This window comes from Enterococcus sp. C53, assembly GCF_040887425.1.
Classification (GTDB): Bacteria; Bacillota; Bacilli; order Lactobacillales; family Enterococcaceae; genus Enterococcus_B; species Enterococcus_B hirae.
Window position 1 is genome coordinate 127,640 of record NZ_JBFOFT010000003.1, and the last position, 23,141, is coordinate 150,780.

General features: G+C 38.2%; 25 protein-coding genes. 23 read left to right on the forward strand and 2 right to left on the reverse strand.

The window, feature by feature from the left end; translation table 11 throughout:
• The first annotated feature begins 9 nt into the window (after window positions 1-9).
• The 15 genes from rplO (at window position 10) to AB3I42_RS05680 (ending at window position 10,359) form a co-directional block, all read left to right on the forward strand.
• Window positions 10-450, forward strand: a complete 441-nt coding sequence (gene rplO / locus AB3I42_RS05610; protein WP_010720440.1) for a 50S ribosomal protein L15 — start codon at window positions 10-12, stop codon at window positions 448-450.
• Entirely contained in the window at window positions 450-1,745 is a 1,296-nt protein-coding gene (gene secY, locus AB3I42_RS05615) for a preprotein translocase subunit SecY (protein ID WP_010720439.1), read from the forward strand. Before rplO ends, secY begins: the two co-directional genes overlap by 1 nt.
• Before the next feature lie 59 nt (window positions 1,746-1,804).
• Window positions 1,805-2,452: an adenylate kinase gene (locus AB3I42_RS05620; protein ID WP_368022373.1), complete on the forward strand. Its 648-nt coding sequence runs from the start codon at window positions 1,805-1,807 to the stop codon at window positions 2,450-2,452.
• A 191-nt stretch (window positions 2,453-2,643) separates the two neighbouring features.
• A complete protein-coding gene (gene infA, locus AB3I42_RS05625; protein ID WP_002288695.1) occupies window positions 2,644-2,862 on the forward strand; it encodes a translation initiation factor IF-1 in 219 nt (72 codons plus the stop codon).
• 32 nt (window positions 2,863-2,894) lie between these two features.
• Entirely contained in the window at window positions 2,895-3,011 is a 117-nt protein-coding gene (rpmJ, locus tag AB3I42_RS05630) for a 50S ribosomal protein L36 (RefSeq protein WP_002288710.1), read from the forward strand.
• A 17-nt stretch (window positions 3,012-3,028) separates the two neighbouring features.
• Window positions 3,029-3,394 carry a 30S ribosomal protein S13 gene (gene rpsM, locus AB3I42_RS05635; RefSeq protein ID WP_002288713.1) on the forward strand — a complete coding sequence of 122 codons (366 nt, stop codon included), beginning with the start codon at window positions 3,029-3,031 and terminating at the stop codon, window positions 3,392-3,394.
• 27 nt (window positions 3,395-3,421) lie between these two features.
• On the forward strand, window positions 3,422-3,811 hold the full coding sequence (rpsK, locus tag AB3I42_RS05640; protein ID WP_002288714.1) for a 30S ribosomal protein S11: 390 nt from the start codon (window positions 3,422-3,424) through the stop codon (window positions 3,809-3,811).
• 79 nt (window positions 3,812-3,890) lie between these two features.
• Window positions 3,891-4,829 (forward strand): DNA-directed RNA polymerase subunit alpha, encoded by a 939-nt coding sequence (locus AB3I42_RS05645; RefSeq protein ID WP_005880735.1) that lies wholly within the window; start codon window positions 3,891-3,893, stop codon window positions 4,827-4,829.
• A gap of 27 nt (window positions 4,830-4,856) precedes the next feature.
• Window positions 4,857-5,237, forward strand: coding sequence for a 50S ribosomal protein L17 (gene rplQ / locus AB3I42_RS05650; protein WP_005880733.1), 381 nt, complete (start codon window positions 4,857-4,859; stop codon window positions 5,235-5,237).
• Window positions 5,238-5,509: 272 nt separating this feature from the next.
• Entirely contained in the window at window positions 5,510-6,349 is an 840-nt protein-coding gene (locus tag AB3I42_RS05655) for an energy-coupling factor ABC transporter ATP-binding protein (RefSeq protein WP_010736800.1), read from the forward strand.
• Window positions 6,325-7,194: an energy-coupling factor ABC transporter ATP-binding protein gene (locus AB3I42_RS05660; protein WP_368022390.1), complete on the forward strand. Its 870-nt coding sequence runs from the start codon at window positions 6,325-6,327 to the stop codon at window positions 7,192-7,194. The genes AB3I42_RS05655 and AB3I42_RS05660 overlap by 25 nt, the downstream gene beginning before the upstream one ends.
• The gene (locus AB3I42_RS05665; protein WP_181914251.1) at window positions 7,184-7,981 is read left to right on the forward strand and encodes an energy-coupling factor transporter transmembrane protein EcfT; all 798 of its coding nucleotides are present in this window, start codon (window positions 7,184-7,186) and stop codon (window positions 7,979-7,981) included. The genes AB3I42_RS05660 and AB3I42_RS05665 overlap by 11 nt, the downstream gene beginning before the upstream one ends.
• A gap of 15 nt (window positions 7,982-7,996) precedes the next feature.
• A complete protein-coding gene (gene truA, locus AB3I42_RS05670; protein WP_010736802.1) occupies window positions 7,997-8,743 on the forward strand; it encodes a tRNA pseudouridine(38-40) synthase TruA in 747 nt (248 codons plus the stop codon).
• A 285-nt stretch (window positions 8,744-9,028) separates the two neighbouring features.
• A complete protein-coding gene (locus tag AB3I42_RS05675) occupies window positions 9,029-9,388 on the forward strand; it encodes a hypothetical protein (RefSeq protein WP_014834361.1) in 360 nt (119 codons plus the stop codon).
• Between the two features lie 62 nt (window positions 9,389-9,450).
• Window positions 9,451-10,359, forward strand: coding sequence for a hypothetical protein (locus AB3I42_RS05680; RefSeq protein ID WP_258924791.1), 909 nt, complete (start codon window positions 9,451-9,453; stop codon window positions 10,357-10,359).
• 486 nt (window positions 10,360-10,845) lie between these two features.
• Here the strand turns inward: AB3I42_RS05680 and AB3I42_RS05685 are convergent, their stop codons facing one another.
• Together AB3I42_RS05685 and rpmB are read right to left on the reverse strand one after the other, a co-directional pair.
• On the reverse strand, window positions 10,846-13,470 hold the full coding sequence (locus tag AB3I42_RS05685; protein WP_034866722.1) for a YfhO family protein: 2,625 nt from the start codon (window positions 13,468-13,470) through the stop codon (window positions 10,846-10,848).
• A 360-nt stretch (window positions 13,471-13,830) separates the two neighbouring features.
• Window positions 13,831-14,019, reverse strand: coding sequence for a 50S ribosomal protein L28 (gene rpmB, locus AB3I42_RS05690; RefSeq protein WP_010720425.1), 189 nt, complete (start codon window positions 14,017-14,019; stop codon window positions 13,831-13,833).
• 270 nt (window positions 14,020-14,289) lie between these two features.
• Here rpmB and AB3I42_RS05695 point away from each other — a divergent pair, with 270 nt between their 5' ends.
• The 8 genes from AB3I42_RS05695 (at window position 14,290) to opp4B (ending at window position 23,133) form a co-directional block, all read left to right on the forward strand.
• Window positions 14,290-14,652 (forward strand): Asp23/Gls24 family envelope stress response protein, encoded by a 363-nt coding sequence (locus AB3I42_RS05695; protein ID WP_010720424.1) that lies wholly within the window; start codon window positions 14,290-14,292, stop codon window positions 14,650-14,652.
• Window positions 14,653-14,704: 52 nt separating this feature from the next.
• Window positions 14,705-16,378 (forward strand): DAK2 domain-containing protein, encoded by a 1,674-nt coding sequence (locus AB3I42_RS05700; RefSeq protein WP_181914253.1) that lies wholly within the window; start codon window positions 14,705-14,707, stop codon window positions 16,376-16,378.
• A 123-nt stretch (window positions 16,379-16,501) separates the two neighbouring features.
• A complete protein-coding gene (gene recG, locus AB3I42_RS05705; RefSeq protein WP_181914254.1) occupies window positions 16,502-18,538 on the forward strand; it encodes an ATP-dependent DNA helicase RecG in 2,037 nt (678 codons plus the stop codon).
• Between the two features lie 47 nt (window positions 18,539-18,585).
• On the forward strand, window positions 18,586-19,587 hold the full coding sequence (gene plsX, locus AB3I42_RS05710; RefSeq protein ID WP_010720421.1) for a phosphate acyltransferase PlsX: 1,002 nt from the start codon (window positions 18,586-18,588) through the stop codon (window positions 19,585-19,587).
• Between the two features lie 121 nt (window positions 19,588-19,708).
• Window positions 19,709-19,951: an acyl carrier protein gene (acpP, locus tag AB3I42_RS05715; RefSeq protein ID WP_010720420.1), complete on the forward strand. Its 243-nt coding sequence runs from the start codon at window positions 19,709-19,711 to the stop codon at window positions 19,949-19,951.
• 270 nt (window positions 19,952-20,221) lie between these two features.
• Window positions 20,222-21,226 (forward strand): ABC transporter ATP-binding protein, encoded by a 1,005-nt coding sequence (locus AB3I42_RS05720; protein ID WP_010736807.1) that lies wholly within the window; start codon window positions 20,222-20,224, stop codon window positions 21,224-21,226.
• On the forward strand, window positions 21,227-22,171 hold the full coding sequence (locus AB3I42_RS05725; protein ID WP_010720418.1) for an ABC transporter ATP-binding protein: 945 nt from the start codon (window positions 21,227-21,229) through the stop codon (window positions 22,169-22,171).
• Window positions 22,171-23,133 (forward strand): oligopeptide ABC transporter permease, encoded by a 963-nt coding sequence (gene opp4B, locus AB3I42_RS05730; protein ID WP_010720417.1) that lies wholly within the window; start codon window positions 22,171-22,173, stop codon window positions 23,131-23,133. The genes AB3I42_RS05725 and opp4B overlap by 1 nt, the downstream gene beginning before the upstream one ends.
• The last annotated feature ends 8 nt before the right edge of the window (window positions 23,134-23,141 follow it).

The window sequence follows — 23,141 nt, forward strand, 5'->3', positions numbered from 1 at the left end:
GCCAAACCTATGAAACTTCATGAATTAAAACCTGCAGAAGGTTCACGACAAGTACGTAACCGTGTTGGACGTGGTACTTCTTCTGGTAACGGAAAAACTGCTGGACGTGGTCAAAAAGGTCAAAAAGCTCGTTCAGGCGGTGGTGTACGTCTAGGATTTGAAGGGGGTCAAACTCCATTATTCCGTCGTTTACCAAAACGTGGTTTCACAAACGTGAACCGCAAAGATTATGCAGTCATCAACCTTGATGTCCTAAATCGTTTTGAAGATGGTGCTGAAGTAACTCCAGTTGCTTTAGTAGAAGCTGGAATCGTGAAAAACGAAAAATCTGGAATCAAAGTATTAGCTAACGGTGAGTTAACTAAGAAATTGACTGTGAAAGCCGCAAAATTCTCTAAGGCAGCTGAAGAAGCAATCGTTGCTGCTGGTGGGTCAATTGAGGTGATCTAATGTTCAAACTGTTAAAAGATGCTTTTAAAGTAAAAGACATTAGATCCAAAATCCTATTTACTGTTTTTGTTCTATTTGTGTTTCGCTTAGGTGCACATATCACTGTGCCCGGAGTAAATGCTAGTTCATTGCAAAACCTTTCTTCTTTGCCTTTTTTCAACATGTTGAACTTGGTGAGTGGTAGTGCGATGCAAAACTTCTCCATCTTCTCAATGGGGGTTTCGCCTTACATTACAGCTTCGATCGTTATCCAATTGTTACAAATGGATATCGTGCCACGTTTTGTTGAATGGTCAAAACAAGGGGAGGTTGGTCGTAAGAAGTTGAATCAAGCAACTCGATACCTGACATTAGTATTGGCATTTGTCCAATCTGTTGGGATCACTGCTGGATTTAACCAGTATGCTCAACTAGGTTTTGTGAATAACCCTAACGTTTCAACCTATGTTACTATCGGTCTGATTTTGACTGCGGGTACAATGTTTGTCACTTGGTTAGGAGAACAAATCACAGAAAAAGGAATCGGTAACGGAGTATCAATGATCATCTTTGCAGGGATCATTTCTCGACTTCCTGAAAGTGTAAAAGAAATTTATGAAGACTATTTCGTAAATATCAATCAATCAGATATCTGGAAATCTGCAATTTTCATTGCTATTTTAATCGTTGCAATCCTATTGATCGTAACGTGCGTTACATTTTTCCAACAAGCTGAACGCAAAATCCCAATTCAATATACGAAACGTGTAGCAGGGGCGCCAACAAGTAGTTATCTACCGTTGAAAGTCAATGCGGCTGGGGTTATCCCGGTTATCTTTGCAAGTTCGTTTATTGCGACACCTAATGCGGTTTTACAAGCATTGAGTGGAAGATTTGGGGCTGAAAACTGGTATAAAATAATGATGCAGATCTTTAACTATAATACTGCACCTGGTGCAACTATTTATACGATCTTGATCGTCGCATTCACATTCTTCTATGCTTTTGTTCAAGTAAACCCTGAGAAATTAGCGGAAAACTTACAAAAACAAGGAAGCTATATACCAAGCGTACGTCCTGGTAAAGGAACTGAAGAGTATGTCTCAAGCTTATTGATGCGTTTAAGTACAGTCGGTGCGATTTTCCTTGGTTTAGTGGCTTTATTACCGATCATTGCTCAAATGATTTGGAATCTGCCTCAGTCCATTGGGTTAGGTGGTACTAGCTTACTGATCGTCATCGGTGTAGCTTTAGAAACTGCGAAACAGTTAGAAGGCTTAATGCTGAAACGTAAGTACGTTGGATTTATCGAGTAAGAAAGCGTGTTGAGGTTTTTCCTCAACACACGTTCTCACATTTATTAGGAGGGAAAACAATGAACCTCATTTTAATGGGGCTACCAGGCGCAGGTAAAGGAACACAAGCAGAAAAAATCATTGATGCTTATCATATTCCTCACATCTCAACAGGAGACATGTTCCGTGCAGCAATGCAAAATGAAACAGCTCTTGGCTTGGAAGCAAAGTCTTATATTGATAAAGGTGAATTAGTTCCTGATGAAGTAACAAATGGAATCGTGAAAGAGCGCTTAGCTGAACCTGATACGGAAAAAGGCTTCTTATTAGATGGTTTTCCCCGTACACTTGAGCAAGCAGAAGCGCTAGATGTAATGTTAAAAGACTTAGACAAAAAAATTGATGCAGTCATCGATATCCATGTTGGTGAAGATGTATTGGTTGAGCGTTTAGCTGGCCGATTCATTTGCAGCAATTGTGGAGCAACTTATCATAAAATTTTTAACCCTACAAAAGTTGAAGATACATGTGATCGTTGTGGTGGGCATGAATTCTATCAAAGAGAAGATGATAAACCTGAGACGGTTAAAAATCGTCTGGCTATCAACATCAAAAATAGTGAACCAATCTTGGCCTATTACAAAGAACAAGGTTTGCTAAACACTATCGATGGTGATCGTGAAATCGATGCTGTATTTACTGATGTCCAAAAAATTATTGAAAAATAGCACGATTGCCCGTAGCCGACTTGCATTAAGCAGTTACTCTTGTCAAGTTCAATAAATTATGATAAAATATGTCAGTCCGACTTCTAGAGAAATCCTCTAGATGATCCATTTTGAGAATTTTGAGGTGGGAACTGCAGTTTCCGCCATTTTATCGTGTGAAAATGCGAAACAAGTACAAGGAGGTACTGTGCGTGGCAAAAGAAGATATGATTGAAGTCGAAGGTACAGTCGTCGAAACTTTGCCGAATGCAATGTTTAAAGTTGAACTAGAAAACGGACACCAAGTTCTTGCTACTGTTTCAGGTAAAATCCGTATGCATTACATCCGTATCTTACCTGGTGACAAAGTGACGGTTGAATTGTCTCCGTATGATTTAAACCGTGGCCGTATTACTTATCGCTTTAAATAATTGTACTCCGTAAAACTACAGGAGGTATTATCATGAAAGTAAGACCATCAGTAAAACCAATGTGCGAACATTGTAAAGTAATTCGTCGTAAAGGACGCGTTATGGTGATTTGCCCAGCAAATCCAAAACATAAACAACGTCAAGGATAATTGGAGGTGCAATAAATATGGCTCGTATTGCAGGAGTAGATATTCCTCGTGATAAACGTGTAGTAGTTTCTCTTACTTATATCTATGGTATTGGTAACACTACTGCTAAAAAAATCTTAGCTGATGCTGGTGTATCTGAAGATGTTCGTGTTCGTGAATTAACGAATGAACAAACAGATGCTATCCGTGCAGAAGTAGATAAATTAAAAGTTGAAGGTGACCTTCGTCGTGAAGTGAACTTAAACATCAAACGTTTGATGGAAATCGGTTCATACCGTGGAATCCGTCATCGTCGTGGATTGCCTGTTCGTGGACAAAACACGAAAAACAATGCACGTACTCGTAAAGGTCCAGCTCGCGCTATCGCTGGCAAGAAAAAATAATTCTTAAGTGAAGGAGGTTAGAACTTCATGGCAGCAAAAAAAGTGAATCGTAAACGCCGTGTGAAAAAGAATATAGAAGCAGGTATTGCACATATCCATTCTACATTCAACAACACTATCATCATGATCACTGATACTCACGGGAATGCATTAGCGTGGTCATCAGCTGGTTCATTAGGCTTCAAAGGAAGCAAAAAATCAACTCCTTTTGCCGCTCAAATGGCAGCAGAAACAGCTACAAAAGCAGCAATGGAACACGGATTAAAAACTGTTGAAGTAACAGTTAAAGGACCTGGTTCTGGACGTGAAGCAGCAATTCGTTCATTACAAGCTACAGGTTTAGAAGTGACTGCAATTCGTGACGTGACTCCAGTTCCTCATAATGGTGCCCGCCCTCCAAAACGCCGTCGTGTTTAATGAGTGCCGCTCATTTTGAGTTCTATTAGTAACGTCATTGAACAAGACACTTTTCGTTTTGAAAGGGGTAAAGATAAGAATGATTGAGTTCGAAAAACCAAGAATCGCAAAAATTGATGAAGAAAAAGATTATGGCAAGTTCATCGTTGAACCTCTTGAAAGAGGATATGGGACTACTTTAGGGAATTCCCTACGTCGTATTTTATTATCTTCTTTGCCAGGTGCTGCCATCACTAATATTCAAATTGATGGTGTACTGCATGAATTCTCTACCATTAAAGGGGTAAGAGAAGACGTCACTCAAATCATCTTGAACATTAAAGGCTTAGCACTTAAAATGTATGGTCAAGAAGAAAAAACCCTTGAAATCGATATTACCGGACCTGCTACAGTAACTGCTGGCGATATTATCGTTGATAGTGAGGTAGAAATTCTTAACAAAGATATGTACATCTGTAGCGTCTCTGAAGGAGCTACGTTCCACGCTCGCTTAACAGTGAAGCCAGGACGTGGTTATGTTCAAGCAGATGAAAACAAAAAAGAAGATATGCCAATTGGTGTACTTCCAGTCGATTCAATCTACACGCCAGTTCGTCGTGTGAACTACCAAGTAGAAAACACTCGTGTTGGACACCGTGAAGATTTTGATAAATTGACGATGGAGATTTGGACAGATGGTTCAATCGAACCGTTGGAAGCAATGAGTTTATCTGCAAAAATCATGACAGAACATTTAGACATCTTTGTAAACCTAACTGATGAAGCTAAAAATGCTGAAATCATGGTCGAAAAAGAAGAAACACAAAAAGAAAAAATGTTAGAAATGACAATTGAAGAATTAGACTTGTCTGTTCGCTCTTATAATTGTTTGAAACGTGCAGGAATCAATACTGTACAAGAACTTACAAATAAATCTGAGCCAGAAATGATCAAAGTCCGTAACTTAGGACGTAAATCATTAGAAGAAGTGAAAGCTAAATTACACGACTTAGGTTTAGGTTTACGTAAGGAAGATTAAAACCTTTTACGAAGGAGGGAAACCAACGTGAGTTATCGTAAACTAGGACGCACATCTAGCCAACGTAAAGCGATGTTGCGTGATTTAACAACTGACTTATTAATTAACGAACGTATTGTGACTACTGAAGCTCGTGCGAAAGAAGTTCGCTCAACTACAGAAAAAATGATCACTTTAGGCAAACGTGGAGACTTACATGCACGTCGTCAAGCTGCGGCTTTTGTACGTAATGAAGTTGCTAGCGTACGTGAAGAAAATGAGGACATCGTCATTGAATCAGCTTTACAAAAACTATTTAATGATATTGCACCTCGTTATGCTGAACGTCAAGGTGGCTACACTCGTATCTTGAAGACAGAACCAAGACGCGGTGATGGTGCACCAATGGTTGTCTTAGAACTTGTCTAAAATCACACTAATAACATCACTTTATAGATGATTCTTTTAGAGTGTTATGATGTTGGAAGTTAACTCTTCCGAGTCTAGCTCAGCGCTACTCCCCAAATCTATCGGTTTGGGGAGTATGCACTCATCATAAAGTGTTTTTTTGTACCTTCAATTACCTGTCAAGACATCTAATTGAAGGTGTAAAAAAACACTTTAATTAAAACGGAAACAATTGAAAAATCAGGTGTTTTTTGATAGTGTTAGTAGGAACTTAGGATGGAGAAGGAGTAATTATGGAGCCAATAATTGAATTAGGAAAGATTAATTACAAATATCAACCTGATGACCCTCGTCCAGCATTAAAAGACATTTCATTTACCATCAAGCAAGGTGAGTGGATCGCAATCATCGGACATAATGGATCAGGGAAATCAACACTTGCAAAAACAATCAATGGGTTGCTTCTACCAGAGTCTGGTATTGTGAAAGTTGGCAATCAAACACTTAATGAAGAAAATATCTGGTCGATCCGTCAAATGGTTGGAATGGTTTTCCAAAATCCAGACAACCAATTTGTTGGATCTACTGTTGAAGATGATGTTGCTTTTGGTCTTGAGAACCAAGGTATACCTAGAGAAGAAATGGTGATCCGTGTACAAGATGCGCTAGAAAAGGTACGTATGATCGATTTTGCCAAACGTGAACCAGCAAGACTTTCTGGTGGACAAAAACAACGAGTAGCCATTGCTGGAGTCGTAGCTCTACGTCCAGATATTATTATCTTAGATGAAGCTACTAGTATGCTTGATCCAGAAGGTCGTGAAGAAGTGATTTCCACGATTAAAAAAATCAAAGATGAAAGTAATTTGACCGTCATATCTATCACTCATGATATCGATGAGGCAGCAAATGCCAATCGGATATTAGTGATGAAACAAGGAGAATTAGTCAATGAAGGCACACCAGAACAAATCTTTTCTGCTGGTCCAGAATTGATCAATTTAGGGTTAGATCTTCCTTTTCCTGAAAAATTGAAAAGCGCCTTGAAGCAACGAGGAATTGATGTTCCTAGTGAATATATGACAGAAGAAAGGATGGTGGAATGGTTATGGACATCCGTTTTGAAAAAGTAGATTTCACCTATCAACCAAACACACCATTCGAACAACGTGCATTATTTGATATTGATTTAATGATTAAAGAAAATAGCTACACAGCCTTAGTCGGGCATACTGGAAGTGGGAAATCAACCTTACTGCAACATTTGAATGCGTTGATTAAACCTACCAGTGGGATCGTACATATTGGCGATCGACAAATCAAGCCCGATACGAATAATAAAAACTTAAAACCCATTCGTAAAAAAGTAGGTATTGTTTTTCAGTTTCCTGAAGCCCAATTATTTGAAGAAACGGTAGCAAAAGACATTGCTTTTGGACCAAAGAACTTTGGTGTCAGTGAGGAAGATGCACGAGATTTAGCTAAAGAAACATTAGAACAAGTTGGTTTAGATGAAACTTACTTAGAGCGTTCTCCTTTTGAATTATCAGGAGGACAAATGCGTCGAGTAGCGATTGCAGGTGTACTTGCTATGAAGCCGGAAGTACTAGTATTAGACGAACCAACGGCTGGACTTGATCCTCAAGGTCGAAAAGAAATGATGGATATGTTCTGGCGACTGCACAAAGAACAAAAAATCACGATCGTATTGGTCACTCATTTAATGGATGATGTGGCAAATTACGCTGATTATGTTTATGTCTTAGAAAAAGGTAGGATTGTAAATAGCGGTCAACCTCATGCAGTTTTTCAAAATCTATCTTGGCTCAAAGAAAAGCAATTAGGTGTTCCGACTGCGACAGAATTTGCGGAAAAGCTGAATAGTCGAACAGCGCTTTTTTCCGAACTTCCAATCACTGCAGATAAATTAGCAGATCAGCTCGTAGCATTAGTAGGGGGACAACCTTATGATGAATAAATTAATTTTTGGTCGATACATGCCTGGAGATTCCTTGATCCATCGATTAGACCCTCGAGCAAAGTTATTAGTAAGTTTCTACTTTATTGGAATTATTTTTTTGGCAAATAATTGGCAGACTTATGCGTTATTAGCTGTTCTCACTTTACTTGCTGTCTTTCTCTCAAAGGTAGATTTCAAATTTTTCATCCGAGGCATCCGTCCTTTGATCTGGTTGATTTTATTTACAGTGGCACTCCAAGTATTATTTACTAGCGGTGGTGCTACCTACTGGAGTTGGGGAATCTTCAATATTACGGAGTTCGGTGTAATGAATGGGCTGTTTATTTTTTGCCGATTTGTACTAATCATTTTTATGTCTACCTTATTAACATTAACGACTCCACCTTTGGAATTATCTGATGCGATTGAGTATTTACTTCGCCCATTAAAAGCAGTTCGCTTTCCGGTGCATGAAATTTCGTTGATGCTTTCGATTGCTCTACGATTCGTACCAACGTTGATGGATGAAACAGAGAAAATCATGAATGCACAACGAGCCCGTGGGGTTGATTTTGGTGAAGGAAGTCTAGTCCAAAAAATGAAAGCAGTTATTCCTTTACTGATTCCTTTGTTTGTTAGCAGTTTTAACCGGGCAGAAGATTTAGCGACTGCCATGGAAGCAAGAGGATACCAAGGTGGTGAAGGAAGAACAAAGTACCGCATACTGCATTGGCATCAACGAGATACGATGGTCCTTGTTGTTTTTGTCTTGATGACCATTGCATTAGTCTTTTTAAGAAGTTGATGAGTAGGTGAAAGTATGACACGTTATAAAGCAATTATTGCCTATGATGGTACCCATTTTAATGGTTTTCAGAAGCAACCAAATGGTCGTACTGTCCAAGAGGAAATGGAAAAAACGCTAAAGAAAATGGCCAATGGAAAAGAGATCACTGTCTTTGGTTCTGGCCGTACTGATGCAGGGGTCCATGCGATGGGGCAAGTGATCCATTTTGATTATCCTGAAGAACGACCTTTAGAACGTATGCGTTTTGCATTAGATACGCAATCGTCAGAAGATATCGCAGTTAAAGCCGTTGAGATCGTTTCAGATGATTTTCACGCGCGCTATTTAGTAAAAGAAAAAACTTACCAGTTTCGGGTCGATATTGGAAAACCACGCAGTCCGTTTCGTCGGCATTACGCAAGTTATTTCCCCTATCCACTTGATTTATCGAAAATTCAACGAGCATTGCCTGACTTAATAGGTACCCATGATTTCACTTCTTTTTGTGCTTCTGGAAGTTCAATCGAGGACAAAGTAAGAACGATCTATGAAGCAAAGATGGAAGTCAATGAGGCCGGGGATGAGTTGTTATTTACTTTTCGTGGGAATGGTTTCTTGTACAAGATGATTCGGATCCTTGTCGGTACGTTGCTGAAGATTGGGAACGGACGACTTTCAGAGGATAGTATACCCGAAATCATTGCGAAAAAAGATCGAAATGCTGCAGGACCCACAGCTCATCCAGAAGGGTTATATCTGTATGAAGTGGTGTATGATTAATAAAGACCTTTTATTCACACGTTTCGTTTAGAGAAAAAATATTTCTCTAAACGGAACGTTTTTTTATTTTTTTATGAGTTTTAATTCTCCAAAAAATAATAACAGTAAAAAGATATTACTAGCATATAAGTAGCTAAATGATCAATTTTATAGAAATATAAAATAACTATTATTTAAAATAACAATCGAAATAACATAAAGTATATAAAAAAGAAAAAGTTGTTGCTAAAGAGAGGATTCTTTTCTTTATAATAGAACCTAATGAGCGAAAGGAGAATAAATGATATGAGCAATGAAAAATTAGATCAGAATACTTTAATCAGCATACTGGGAGAAGTACATGAGGAAAAACCCTTTATTGAGACGAGACTAGATGAGAAAGAAAATTTTAAAAACGCTATGGGTAATATATTCCAACAAAACGCATCCATACAGCCAAAAATAGTAACACCAGACCCAGCAAAAAATTCGGCAAACAATAATCCATCAATACTATCGAGTGCGAAGATGGGAAATGCAACTAGCATATTGGGAGAAACAACCGGTTCAAAATCGTTTATGGCTATGACAGCAGATGAGAAAAAAAATTTAAAAACGCTATGGGTAATATATTCCAACAAAAACTACCCATACAGCCAAAAATAGTAACACCAGACCCAGCAAAAAATTCGGCAAACAATAATCCATCAATACTATCGAGTGCGAAGATGGGAAATGCAACTAGCGTATTGGGAGAAATAACCGGTTCAAAATCGTTTATGGCTATGACAGCAGCTGAGAAAGAAAATTTTAAAAATGCTATGGGTAATATATTCCAACAAAACCCATCCATACAGCCAAAAATAGTAACATCAGCCTCAGCAAAAAATTCGGCAAACAATAATCCATCAGTACTATCGAGTGCGAAGATGGAAAATCCAACTAGCATATTGGGAGAAACAACTGGTTCAAAATCGTTTATGGCTATGACAGCAACTGAGAAAGAAATTTTTAAAAACGCTATGGGTAACATATTCCTAAAGAACCTGCCCATACATCAGACAACAGTAATACCAGTGCCAATAACAAAGGAATCGTCAGAAACTAAACCTTCTGATCAAGGAGAGCATAGAAGAAAATTCGTTGACGTATTAAATCAAATAAAGTTAAATAATCCAGTAGCACAAGAAAGAACAGCAGAGTCTGCAAAAAAAGAATTTACAGAAAACACCTCTTTGATATTACCGAGTGAGGAGAAGTCAGGACAAGAAGGAAAAACAGGCAGTTTAAATCAACTTACCTCTCAAACCAAAAAAACAGGTGGAGTTCCTTTGTCTAAATCTACATATGTGAATAATATTAGAGACTTGCAAAACAACCCAATATATCAAAGAATCGCTAGACAATTAAGTAATGAAGAGGGGAATAATGGCAAGTTTAATAACGGAGAAGTGGAGAATGGAAAGGTAGATAACGGTAGGTTGAGTAATGGTCAGAAAAAAGAACTGAGAGTAATTTTAGGAGACTGTGGCACACAGGTGGTCAAAATAGATTCGCAGTCTGAAAGACCTACAGCATCTCCAAATCTTGTAAGCCGGGTAAATAATCCTAAGGGCGCCGTTGGGTACGACAGATAAGTAATCAATAAACCAGAACATTTAACTTTTTAACTTCGTTGAGGAATGATCAGAAATTGATGTTGGTTATGAGAGATAGAATAATTGGGACAGAAAGAAGAAAAGTTTCTTTCTGTCTTTTTTTATTTGGTAGGTTTTGCCATGACGGAACATGTTTTGTAGGTTGAAATAATAAAAATAAGCGATTGGATCCTTGACAATTCACCCTCTCTTTCCGGAGGTGGGAATTTAAATAATGGCAGTTCATCTAATCAACAGGGTGATGTTCAACGCTTAGGAGAGCTTTTGGAGAAAAGGCGTGAATCAAGTTCGAGTCTGCAATCAACGTCAAGGATTGCAGGCTCCACAAGTCCTGTAAGGAAGATAACAGAACATAATGAAATTACTGAATACGGTAGTAGATAAGTAATCAGAACTACAAGAGTCATCAACGTAAAAATCAGCGCCATCATTTCAATTTTAGAAATGATGGCGCTGAGTGGATCATTAACTATGTTTATATCGCTTATTTACTTTGGGCTCTTTCTTTTGATACCACACATATAGGATAAAAAGTCCGATACAAAGAACGAACAAAATCGATCCGATAATAAAACCTTGAGGTAAGTAACTAAAAGTGACGGTATGTTTGCCTGCAGGTAGTTTGATCATTACAAAGGCATCTTTGAAGTTTTCGACTTTGACTGCCTTTCCATCGATTTTTGCGGACCAGCCAGCATCATAAGGGATCGTTGTGACTAGCATTCTTTCTTCGGATGTGTTGACAGTACCAGTGGCGGTTCGGCCGGTCGTTTTCATAGCAACACCATTTTCTTTGATTTGATTCATTGCTGCTTGATAAGCAACAACATCAAGTCCAAGAACTTTAGGTTCCATAAAGCTAACCTCTTTTGTGCCATAAAAACTAGCAGAGAAAGTAACTGTTGTGTCTTGAGGATAATATCCTAGATCATAATATTGTCCAGAAATACTGATCTGAGTCTTTCGTGACACACCGTTGACAGTAATCGTGGCGGTAGAACTTTCTAATTGGGCATAGTTAGTAGGGAACAAACTGAGATAAGCTTGTGTGTTTGCTGGTACACGCACTTCCCAAGTGAGCGTTTTGGGCTGGTTATTCGTGGTTTCAGAATAAGTCACCCCGGTAGACGTCTTGTTTACTGTGACGTTTTGTTGGCTTTTCAAAGTTGGTGTGTAGAAAGTAAAATACCGCTCATTTAAATCAGCCAGCCGATTGATCAAATTGGTTTGACTCGTGAGATTGTCAGTTAATGGTTGTTCCACGTGATTAATATCTACTGGTGCTGTAAAAGCTAGCGGTAAAGCATTTAGATTTTTATAGAGTGTATAGTCATCGCTCTGACTTTCTTTCACAAAGCCATATTTGCTAAAGCTACTGTCGTTTTTAGCAATATTATATTTTATTCCTGTAAACCCATCCATCAATAACGTATTGTTTGCGTAGCGGATATTAAGATTTGTTCCTCTTGAACGAAAGCCTAACGAATCTAGATAAGCAGAAGAGTTCCTGTTTCTAATAGAAGAAAACAAACTGATACCACTATAGCCATAGTTAATGGAATCATTAGGAGAAATCGGATCAAGATTTTCTAATCGATAAAAAGTATCCGATTCTTGTTTTGTCTGATCAACAAGTGACTTGATGCTAGGAGCAGGATCAGTATATAAGCTTCGTGAAGCATAATTCCAATCGTCTAATATCCCATGAATCATACTATTCGTATTGACACTTGCTTCTCCTGTCATCAGTAACAGTAACAATAAGCTAAGGTATTTAACGGGCTGTTTTGGTTGCTGGAAAAAGCCAATTGTTAACGCGTAAAGACTCAAGAAAACAATCGTTAAGACAAACGATGTCGTTGTAATATAAGAGTAACTATTATTAGGCTTAAGTCCCCATGCGATAGCAAAAACTGCTGCTAAAATGATGATGATACTTAGGAGTAAGCCTTGATCCTCTTTAGTTATTCGTTCCCATCCTTTGGCCGCTAACAAAAGGACGAGAAAAGAAAACAAATAGGAATAGCGGAACAAAAACATATTAGGCGCATGCATACCATGCCAAAAGAGGTTGAGTGGTACAAGATAGAAACTAGCAATCAATAAAGCAAATAAACTACCATACAAAAGTTTGTTCTTTAAGTTGATTTTTCGACTAGCAAAATAAAATAGACATAAAACTAATGGAAACAAACCAGCATAAATAAAAGGAATGGAGCCATATTTGGTTGTGTCATAGACACCGATCATGTTTTTCATGATGATATCCAAATATGAGGTAGCTTCGGTTTTTAGTGTAGTGATCTGTGTTAATGTTTCGCCATTTGATCGGAGATCCAAGACTGCTGGAAGAATAATGATCATTGATGCTCCACCAGCTAATAAGGAAGTAATCCCATAAGGTACAATCGATTTTTTGTAGAGTGACCATTTTGTAAACAGCCTTGCCATAAAATAAAGAAAAGAAAAAATACCGATCATAAAGCCCATATAAAAACTGGATAAAAAGAGCAATAAGTAACTAACAAATAATAATGTTGGTCGTTTATAATCCATGACCCGATGGATACCCAAAATAATAAGTGGAAGATAAATAAACGCATCCAACCACATAATGATCTCAGAATGAGCGGTAATGAAAGAGATCGAAGCATAGCTAACACTTAAAGCCACTTGTCCCCAACGTGGAATTTTATACGTCCGCGCAAGGAACCAAAAAGATAATCCAGCAAACCCAACTTTAAGCAGAGTTAGAAAATATAAAGCATCAGGCATCATATTATTAGGAAACAAAAGAACAAGCGGAGTAAATAATCCGCCTAAGTAATATGAAATTAAAGATAAATAATTCAGACCTAATGAAGCGTTCCAAGTATAAAAAATACTTTGCTTTCCTAATAACATGTTCCGAAAGCTTGCATGGAAATTTGAAAATTGAGAAAATGCATCACTTGCAAGAATGCTTCGGCTACTTCCTGGATAAATTCCGATACTTAAGTAAACTAACGCAAGTATCAAAAAAGGGATCAGAAAACTAGCAAAAGCATAACGACCATTTTCTTTTAAAAAAAGTTTGATTTTTGTTTTCATTGATTCATTCACCAAATTTCTATGAAATATGAAGTTATCTCTAGTTTATCATATTCATATTTTTAACTACATGAAAAGACTTGGCATTTCCAAAAAAATAAAAAAACAATAATAAATAACGTTTATTTTGAAAATAAAAGGCAAGAAAACTTATATAAACTGATTTTATAAATAATAAAATACCAGTTTTTAAAAGAATACATGTTTAATATTAAGGACTTGGCAAAACCTAAAAAGCCTACAAATGATCGTTCATCAAGATCATTTGTAGGCTTTTCAACTAACTTCTTTTATGAAAAGTAAGGCATTATAATAAAAATAAAAACCGTTCACGCACCGAACGGTTCAAACTTCATTCAATTAAACGCGTGCAACTTTTCCTGACTTCAAAGCACGAGTTGACACCCAAACTTTTTTAGGTTTTCCGTCGATCATAACGCGAACTTTTTGTAAGTTAGGTTTAACAGTACGTTTTGTTGAGTTCATCGCATGAGAACGATTGTTTCCACTTTTTGTCTTGCGACCAGTAAAGTAACAAACTTTTGCCATGTAATTTTCCCCCTTTACCTCGATTTGGAGCGATAGAATAATTCAGCTCATACCAGAATAACATATCATATGAAGGGGTAATATGCAAGTGTCTTTTCATAGCAAGAATTGACAATCCATGGGAATAATTGTAAATTATACAGGACTAATTTTAAAATTTTCAGCGGTTTTTGAGTACTTTAGGGTAACTGCCTTTTATTTCGGGTGACGCTATGATAAAATATGATAGAAGAAAAATGGGAGTATTTTGCCCGTTAAGGAGGCTCATTCATGGCTGTAAAAATTCAAACGTCAGCTGGAACCATTGAAATTACCAATGATGTGATTGCAACAGTTGTTGGTGGCGCCGCAACAGATGTGTTCGGTGTTGTAGGAATGGCCAGCAAGAACCAAATAAAAGATAATATTACTGAAATTCTACGAAAAGAAAATTATTCTCGAGGAGTAGTTGTTCGCCAAGAAGCTAATGGCATCGCAGTAGATGTTTATACGATCATTAGTTATGGTACAAAAATTTCAGAAGTTTCTCGCAATGTCCAAGAAAAAGTAAAATACAACTTGGAGACATTACTAGGTGTAACAGCCAATTCTGTTAATGTTTTCGTCCAAGGTGTTCGTGTACTGCCAGACTAGGCAGAAGGCTTGCTGAATGATTCAGCAGTCGATCTGAAGGAGGATTATCTAGGTGAGTGTAACAGAAATCAGTGCAAGCCAATTCCAGGAAATGGTTCAGGCGGGCGCGAATCGTCTGCAAGTAAATGCAGAATATGTCAATTCGTTAAATGTATTCCCAGTTCCTGATGGAGATACAGGTACAAATATGAATTTATCTATGACAAGTGGAGCTAAAGCAGTTGCTGATTCTACTTCTGAAAAAGTAGGCGAGTTAGCAGCAATGTTATCAAAAGGCCTACTAATGGGAGCCAGAGGAAATTCAGGAGTTATTTTGTCTCAATTATTCCGAGGCTTTTCAAAGCAAATACCTGATGTGACAGTGTTAAACGCTGCAGATTTAGCTGCGGCTTTTACGCATGGCGTTGAGACAGCTTATAAAGCAGTCATGAAGCCTGTTGAAGGAACCATTTTGACAGTAGCCCGTGAAGCTGCAAAAGCAGGAGAAAAGAAAGCTAAAACAAGTGACGACGTTGTTGAAGTGATGACGGCTGTGGTAAAAGGTGGGAAACGTGCCTTAGCGAAAACACCTGATTTGTTACCAGTGTTAAAAGAAGTCGGTGTCGTCGATAGTGGCGGTCAAGGTTTGCTATTTGTATATGAAGGCTTCTTAAGTGCCTTGAATGGTGAATTCAAAATGACAGAAGTCTATGAACCATCACCAGCTGAAATGGATGAAATGGTCAATGCTGAGCATCATCGCAGTGTCCAAGGTCAATTAGCAACAGAAGATATCCATTATGGTTACTGTACAGAAATCATGGTAAAAATCGGTGAAGGGCCAACCGTCGATAGCCAATTTGACTATGAAGAATTTCGTAATTACTTAGATGGAATCGGTGATTCATTATTGGTTGTTAATGATGATGAGATCATTAAGGTCCACGTGCATACCGAAAATCCAGGTGAAGTATTAAATTATGGACAAAAATTTGGTTCATTAGTAAAAATCAAAGTCGACAACATGCGTTTACAGCATGAAACGATTTTAGAACACGATGAGCAAGCGAAACCACAAAAAGCAGCTCGTACACCTTATGGGATCGTAGCGATTGCAGCCGGTAAAGGAGTGCAAGAGTTATTTGAAAGTTTAGGAGCAAACTATGTCATTAGTGGTGGACAAACGATGAACCCAAGTACGGAAGATATCGTTAAAGCGATCAAGGAAGTCAATGCGGATAAAGTCATCGTATTACCAAACAATAAAAATATCTTCATGGCTGCGGATCAAGCGGCTGAAGTAGCAGATATCCCAGTAGCGGTCGTACCATCAAAAACGATCTCTCAAGGATTAACTGCGATACTTTCATTTAATGATCAAGTATCGTTGGAAGAAAACAAAGCGACTATGACAGAAATGCTTGCAAGTGTCGTTAGTGGGCAGATTACTCATGCGATTCGTGACACAACCATTGATGGTGTGAAAATTACTGAGGGCGATTTCTTAGGGATGATTGACGGGAAAATCGTTATCTCAGATTCTGACATGATGGCAACTTCATTCGCTACCTTAGAAAAAATGATCACTGAAGAAACAGAAATTGTGACGATTTTAGTAGGTGAAGGTGGTTCGGTTCATCAAGCAGAAGAATTATCAGCTAAATTAGTTGAACAACATCCAGATTTAGAAATTGAAATTCATCAAGGCGATCAACCGGTTTATCCGTATTTATTCTCTGCAGAATAGAAAAGGACAATCCTTTTCGCCTGAACGAACGGTAAAAGAACGGGGGCTGTACCAGGTTGTTGGTGCAGCCCTATTTCTAAGGAATGGATTGATAGTGAAACATACGGTAAAGGAGGGTGAAATATGAGGTCTTTAAATGATCCAGTGACGATGTTAGCCGGTGTGGGAGCAAAAAGGGCGAATAGTCTTGCTAGTCTGGGAATCCAAACCATCGAAGACCTATTGACCTATTATCCTTTTCGCTATGAAGACATTCAAGAAAGAAATTTAAATGAAATACTTGATCAAGAAAAAGTGACTTTAAAAGGCCTGGTTGTTTCACCACCAGTAATGAGTCGCTTTGGCTACAAAAAGAATCGACTCCAATTTCGTATGATGCAGGATCATGCTGTTTTCAATGTTTCTTTTTTCAATCAACCATATTTGAAAGATAAAGTGATCTTATCCGAAGAAATTGCTGTCTATGGAAAATGGGATGCGAAACGGAAGTCATTAAATGGTATGAAAATTTTGGGTTCTCAAGCGGTGGATGATTTTTCTCCAATCTATCATGTCAATAAATCAATCCGTCAAACAACTTTAGTCGATTTGATTCGAAGAGGTTTCGAAGAGTATGGTGATTTGATCGAAGAGAATCTTCCCAATGGATTAGTTGAGAAATATCGACTGTTGGATCGGCCAACAGCTGTTAAAAGCATGCATTTTCCGAAAAATCATGAAGAAAACCATCAAGCAAAACGAAGAATTGTCTTTGAAGAATTCTTTTTATTTCAAATGCGACTTCAAGGGCTTAAAAAATCGGAAAAAGCAGAAACAAATGGCATTGAAATTTTATATGACATCCAGCGCTTGAAACAATTTATTCAAAAACTACCTTTTGAATTGACGGATGCCCAAAAAAGAGTCACGAATGAAATTTGTCGTGACTTAAGAAGTCCGCAACATATGCAACGCCTATTGCAAGGTGATGTAGGTAGCGGAAAGACGATTGTTGCAGCAATTGCCTTATATGCGGCGGTCACTGCAGGGTTTCAAGGCGCATTGATGGTACCAACTGAAATTTTGGCACAACAACACATGGAAAGCCTTCTTCAATTATTTGATGCGCAAGAAGTTAAACTTGCTCTGTTAACGGGTTCGACGAAAGCCAAAGAACGAAGAGAACTACTCGAATTGCTGGAACAAGGAGAAATCGATATCGTTGTCGGTACCCATGCGTTGATTCAAGAAGGAGTCGAATTTCAACACTTAGGTTTAGTTATTACGGATGAACAACATCGTTTTGGTGTGAATCAGCGAAAAGTACTCCGTGAAAAAGGCTGGCGTCCAGATGTTTTATTTATGACAGCCACACCAATTCCTCGGACTTTAGCGATTACTGCATACGGAGAAATGGATGTTTCGGTAATTGACGAACTTCCAGCTGGCCGGATTCCAATAGAGACGAGATGGGTTCGTACGCCACAATTAAATAGTGTGTTAGATTGGACATGGAAGGAACTGGCGAAAGGACATCAAATGTATGTCATTTGCCCGTTGATCGAAGAGTCAGAAGCATTAGACGTTAAAAACGCTGTTGAAATTTATGAAAAATTAAGTGCGCTTTTTGCGCCTCAGTATGAAGTCGGATTGTTACATGGTAAAATGAAGAACCAGGAAAAAGAAGCAATTATGGAAACATTTAAAGAAAACAAGATGCAAATCTTGGTTTCAACGACGGTCATCGAAGTGGGTGTAAATGTTCCGAATGCTACAGTCATGTTGATCATGGATGCTGATCGTTTTGGATTAGCACAGTTACATCAATTACGTGGACGTGTTGGACGTGGTAGTGATGCTTCTTATTGTGTATTGGTAGCTAATCCTAAAAATGAATTAGGGATTGAGCGAATGAAAATAATGACAGAAACGAACAATGGCTTTATTCTAAGTGAGAAAGATTTAGAGTTGCGTGGACCAGGAGAAGTATTTGGTTTTCGCCAATCAGGCTTACCGCAATTTGCAATTGCTGATCTTGTAACAGATAGTAATATATTAGAGGTAGCTCGTGATGAGGCACAAAAGCTATGGCAGTTAAAGGATTGGCAACTATTGCCAGAATACCAACATTTGGTCCGCAGTTTAGACTTGGAAAATCAAGATAATCGTTATTTTGATTAATAGACTGTGCTATACTTTATAGTGATGATAAAAAAGGAGTGGAAATAATGAAAATTGCCGTAGATGCAATGGGTGGAGATCACGCACCACAAGCCATTGTGGAAGGTGTGGCTTTAGCTCAAAAAGATTTCCCAGATGTGGAATTTATCCTTTATGGTAAGGAAAATGAAATAAGAAAATATCTAACAACAGAACACAATGTGACGATCATTCATACAGATGAAAAAATCGATAGTGATGATGAACCAGTTAAAGCCATTCGCCGTAAAAAGAATGCTTCGATGGTTTTGGCAGCACAAGCTGTCAAAAATGGTGAAGCAGACGCGATTTTTTCAGCGGGGAACACTGGCGCATTATTAGCAGCTGGACTCTTTATTGTTGGTCGTATCAAAAACATCGAACGCCCTGGTCTGATGTCTACTTTACCGGTAGTCGGTCAACCCAATGCAGGGTTTGATATGCTTGATCTAGGTGCAAATGCTGAAAATAAACCGGAACATTTATTACAATATGGCATCTTAGGCTCATTTTATGCAAGAAAAGTCCGAGGAATCGGTAGACCTCGAGTTGCTTTATTGAATAATGGGACGGAAGCAACAAAAGGAAGCGAATTAACTAAAAAAGCTTTCGAATTACTTCAAAATGAAACCAGTTTGAATTTTATTGGAAACGTTGAAGCGAGGGAACTATTGAACGGGGTAGCAGATGTTGTTGTAACCGATGGATTTACAGGCAATGCAGTATTGAAATCCATTGAGGGAACAGCCATGAATCTGATGGACCTTTTGAAAGCTGCCATTTTAAATGAAGGGTTTAAAGGAAAAATGGGCGCACTATTGTTGAAAGATGGGTTACGTTCATTAAAATCAGAAATGGATTATTCAAAACATGGCGGAGCAGTTCTTTTTGGATTAAAGGCACCAGTCATCAAAACTCACGGTGCGACTGGACCAGATGCAGTGAGACATACCATCAGACAAATCCACACTATGTTGGAAACCAATGTGGTAGGGCAGTTAGTTGAACAATTCGAAAAACCTGCAGAATAATGTTTCTGGTTGCTCGTCGACGACCCTATAGAAAAAAAGGTGGACAATATTAGAAAATGTCAGTAAAATTAGCCTTGGTGAAGGAAATCGGCAATTTTGATAATTGTTGGAGGTGAAAACATTGTCACGTGAAGAAGTATTTAATAAAGTAGCGAAAATTATTTCAAATCATTTTGAAATTGATACAGATAAAGTAACTGATGAATTAAATATCAAAGATGACCTAAAAGCTGACTCAATCAGCATCATGGAATTTGTTTTGGAACTTGAAGATGAGTTTGGAACAGAAATTTCTGACGAAGATGCAGAACAAATTGAAACAGTTGGTGGGGCAGTTGACTACATCAGCAATCATCTTAACTAATCATCAGCATGAAAGTGAGTAAAGATCAATCGGATCTTTACTCACTTTTTTTTAATTTTTCAAGTGATTTATCTTTATTTTAAATAGATTTTTCTGATAATTCTGGCAACTGACTGAAATTCTCTTGCATTGTAGAGGGGTTTTATATATAATTATTAATAATATATTGCACTATCCTTAGAATAACGCTTATTATAAAACGTTTTATTCTGTGGGATATCATTTTTTATTAAGAAAACTTCCAACCAGGGAGCAGAGAGGGGTATTCGATTGTCAGATAATCAACTATTAGATGTTCAGAACCTACATACAGGCTTCCGTCTTAAAGATGAGTATTACGATGCAGTAGATGACGTTTCTTTTACATTAGATAAAAACGAGATCTTAGCAATCGTTGGAGAATCTGGTTGCGGGAAAAGTACATTAGCGACTACTATTATGGGGTTACTTGATCCAAACAACACAAAGATCACAGGCGAAATTTTATATAATGATTTAAACTTGATTGAATTGAATGAAACTTTGTATAACAAAATCCGCGGGAATGATATTGGGATGATTTTCCAAGATCCGTTATCTGCGTTAAACCCTTTGATGCGTATTGAAGATCAAATTAAGGAAGGGTTATCTTATCATACCAAAATGAACGCTGAACAACGGCAAGCTCGTGCCTTGGAATTGTTGGAGCAAGTTGGGATTCCTAATCCTGCCAGAGTCGGACGACAATATCCTCATGAATTATCTGGGGGGATGAGACAGCGGGTAATCATCGCCATTGCGATTGCGTGTAAGCCACCGATTGTTATTGCAGATGAGCCAACGACAGCGCTAGATGTAACGATTCAAGCGCAAATTCTTGATTTATTAAAAGACTTACAAGAAGAAACCAAAACAGGAATCATTCTGATCACGCATGACTTAGGTGTTGTGGCAGAAATGGCTGATCGGGTAGCGGTAATGTATGGCGGTCAATTTGTTGAAGTAGCTGGGGTCAAAGAACTTTTTGAAAATCCTAAACACCCTTATACCCGTTCATTGTTGAACTCTATTCCTCAAGAGGGGAACCATGAAGCTGAGCTCCATGTGATTGAAGGCGTTGTTCCTTCTTTGAAAAATATGCCACGAACTGGTTGTCGTTTTGCTCCTCGGATTCCTTGGATTCCAGCCAGTGATCACGAAGAAAACCCTGTCCTTCATGAAATTGCTCCGAATCATTTGGTTCGTTGCTCTTGCTACAAACATTTCCACTTTAGAGACGAAAAAGGAGAGGTGTAGATGACAGAATTAATTACAATCAGCGATTTGAAAGTACACTATCCTATTCGTAGTGGATTCTTTAATCGAGTAACGGATCATGTATATGCAGTAGATGGTGTCGACTTCATTATTGAAAAAGGAAAAACGTATGGCTTAGTCGGAGAATCTGGTTCTGGTAAATCAACGACAGGGAAAGCAGTCGTTGGATTAGAAAAAGTGACTTCAGGACAAATCATTTATGAAGGTAAAGATGTCACTAAAAAAAGTAACCGACAAAAAATTGGCTATAACAAAGATGTTCAAATGATCTTCCAAGACTCAATGTCCAGCTTGAATCCTAAAAAGCGAGTATTGGATATTATTGCAGAACCGATCCGTAACTTTGAACGTTTGAGTGATCAAGAGGAAAAGAAAAAAGTGAAAAATCTACTGGATATCGTAGGGATGCCGGAAGATGCGCTGTATAAATATCCACATGAGTTTTCAGGTGGACAGCGTCAACGTTTAGGGGTTGCACGTGCAGTTGCGACAAACCCAAAACTCATCGTAGCAGATGAACCAGTTTCTGCATTGGATTTATCCGTTCAGGCGCAAGTATTAAATTTCATGAAACGAATCCAACAAGAATTTGGTTTAAGTTATTTATTTATTTCTCATGACTTGGGAGTCGTGAAACATATGTGTGATAATATCGCAATTATGTATAAAGGTCGATTCGTTGAAATTGGTACACGAGAAGATATTTATAATGATCCACGTCATATCTATACGAAACGTTTACTGTCTGCTATCCCTCGGATTGATGTCGAAAATCGGGAGTTACACAAAGAGAATCGACGAAGAGTGGAACGTGAGTACATCCAAAATCAAAAGGAGTACTACGATGCAACTGGTCGAGTGTACGATCTCCGTACGATCACACCGACGCATAAAGTAGCGTTGAAAGATGGAGGTGCCAGCTAATGTGGAAAACGATATTACGACGTGTATTATTAATGATCCCACAAGTTATTATTCTTAGTATTTTGATCTTTATGTTGGCAAAAGCGATGCCTGGAGATCCTTTTACCGGGTTGATCAACCCCAACCAAGATCCAGCAGTCATCGAGCAAATGAGACAGGCAGCTGGTTTGAATGATCCTTGGTATGTCCAGTATTTCCGATGGATCGGGAATGCGTTACAAGGAGACTTCGGTCAAAGTTTCTTATACAAACGTTCAGTTTCTGATTTGATTGGTGAGCGTATCGTCAATACTCTTTACTTGTCGATCTTAACAGTTATCATTACTTATTTGATTGCTGTACCACTAGGTATGTTGGCGGGCAGATACCAAAACTCATTTTTGGATAAAGCTGTTGTAATCTACAATTTCTTTAGTTTTGCTGTTCCGTTATTTATCTTTGGATTGATTATGTTATTTGTATTTGGTTATCGTCTAGGTTGGTTCCCAACCAGCGGCTCCCAGACGTTAGGAATCCAAGGGGGCTTTTTCACCCAGTTGATTGATCGCATGAAATACATCATTTTACCATCGATCACTCAAGCCTTTTTAGCTACAGCTGTAACGATTCAGTATTTACGTAGCGAAGTCATTGATTCAAAATCTTTAGACTTTGTGCGAACTGCCCGTTCAAAAGGGGTACCAACCAATAAAGTATTTAGTCGTCATATTTTCCGAAACGCGGCATTGCCGATGGCTTCACAAATGGGTTATGAAATTACTTCCTTGATTGCTGGTTCAGTAGTTATTGAAAAGATTTTTGGCTACCCAGGAGTCGGTAAATTGTTTATTGATTCGATCGGACAACGTGACTATACAGTTATTACCTCCTTAGTATTGATTTTAGGAATTGCGACGTTGATCGGAACCTTGCTTTCAGATATCATCATGAGCATTGTTGATCCACGTATCCGTATCCAATAAAATTCAAT

What these genes read in the sequence shown, in the direction of transcription:
- rplO (WP_010720440.1), top strand. Translation starts at nt 10, where the DNA reads ATGAAACTTCATGAATTAAAACCTGCAGAAGGTTCACGACAAGTACGT.
- secY (WP_010720439.1), top strand. Translation starts at nt 450, where the DNA reads ATGTTCAAACTGTTAAAAGATGCTTTTAAAGTAAAAGACATTAGATCC.
- AB3I42_RS05620 (WP_368022373.1), top strand. Translation starts at nt 1,805, where the DNA reads ATGAACCTCATTTTAATGGGGCTACCAGGCGCAGGTAAAGGAACACAA.
- rpmJ (WP_002288710.1), top strand. Translation starts at nt 2,895, where the DNA reads ATGAAAGTAAGACCATCAGTAAAACCAATGTGCGAACATTGTAAAGTA.
- rpsM (WP_002288713.1), top strand. Translation starts at nt 3,029, where the DNA reads ATGGCTCGTATTGCAGGAGTAGATATTCCTCGTGATAAACGTGTAGTA.
- rpsK (WP_002288714.1), top strand. Translation starts at nt 3,422, where the DNA reads ATGGCAGCAAAAAAAGTGAATCGTAAACGCCGTGTGAAAAAGAATATA.
- AB3I42_RS05645 (WP_005880735.1), top strand. Translation starts at nt 3,891, where the DNA reads ATGATTGAGTTCGAAAAACCAAGAATCGCAAAAATTGATGAAGAAAAA.
- AB3I42_RS05655 (WP_010736800.1), top strand. Translation starts at nt 5,510, where the DNA reads ATGGAGCCAATAATTGAATTAGGAAAGATTAATTACAAATATCAACCT.
- AB3I42_RS05660 (WP_368022390.1), top strand. Translation starts at nt 6,325, where the DNA reads ATGGACATCCGTTTTGAAAAAGTAGATTTCACCTATCAACCAAACACA.
- AB3I42_RS05665 (WP_181914251.1), top strand. Translation starts at nt 7,184, where the DNA reads ATGATGAATAAATTAATTTTTGGTCGATACATGCCTGGAGATTCCTTG.
- truA (WP_010736802.1), top strand. Translation starts at nt 7,997, where the DNA reads ATGACACGTTATAAAGCAATTATTGCCTATGATGGTACCCATTTTAAT.
- AB3I42_RS05675 (WP_014834361.1), top strand. Translation starts at nt 9,029, where the DNA reads ATGAGCAATGAAAAATTAGATCAGAATACTTTAATCAGCATACTGGGA.
- AB3I42_RS05680 (WP_258924791.1), top strand. Translation starts at nt 9,451, where the DNA reads ATGGGAAATGCAACTAGCGTATTGGGAGAAATAACCGGTTCAAAATCG.
- AB3I42_RS05685 (WP_034866722.1), bottom strand. Translation starts at nt 13,470, where the DNA reads ATGAAAACAAAAATCAAACTTTTTTTAAAAGAAAATGGTCGTTATGCT.
- rpmB (WP_010720425.1), bottom strand. Translation starts at nt 14,019, where the DNA reads ATGGCAAAAGTTTGTTACTTTACTGGTCGCAAGACAAAAAGTGGAAAC.
- AB3I42_RS05695 (WP_010720424.1), top strand. Translation starts at nt 14,290, where the DNA reads ATGGCTGTAAAAATTCAAACGTCAGCTGGAACCATTGAAATTACCAAT.
- recG (WP_181914254.1), top strand. Translation starts at nt 16,502, where the DNA reads ATGAGGTCTTTAAATGATCCAGTGACGATGTTAGCCGGTGTGGGAGCA.
- plsX (WP_010720421.1), top strand. Translation starts at nt 18,586, where the DNA reads ATGAAAATTGCCGTAGATGCAATGGGTGGAGATCACGCACCACAAGCC.
- AB3I42_RS05725 (WP_010720418.1), top strand. Translation starts at nt 21,227, where the DNA reads ATGACAGAATTAATTACAATCAGCGATTTGAAAGTACACTATCCTATT.
- opp4B (WP_010720417.1), top strand. Translation starts at nt 22,171, where the DNA reads ATGTGGAAAACGATATTACGACGTGTATTATTAATGATCCCACAAGTT.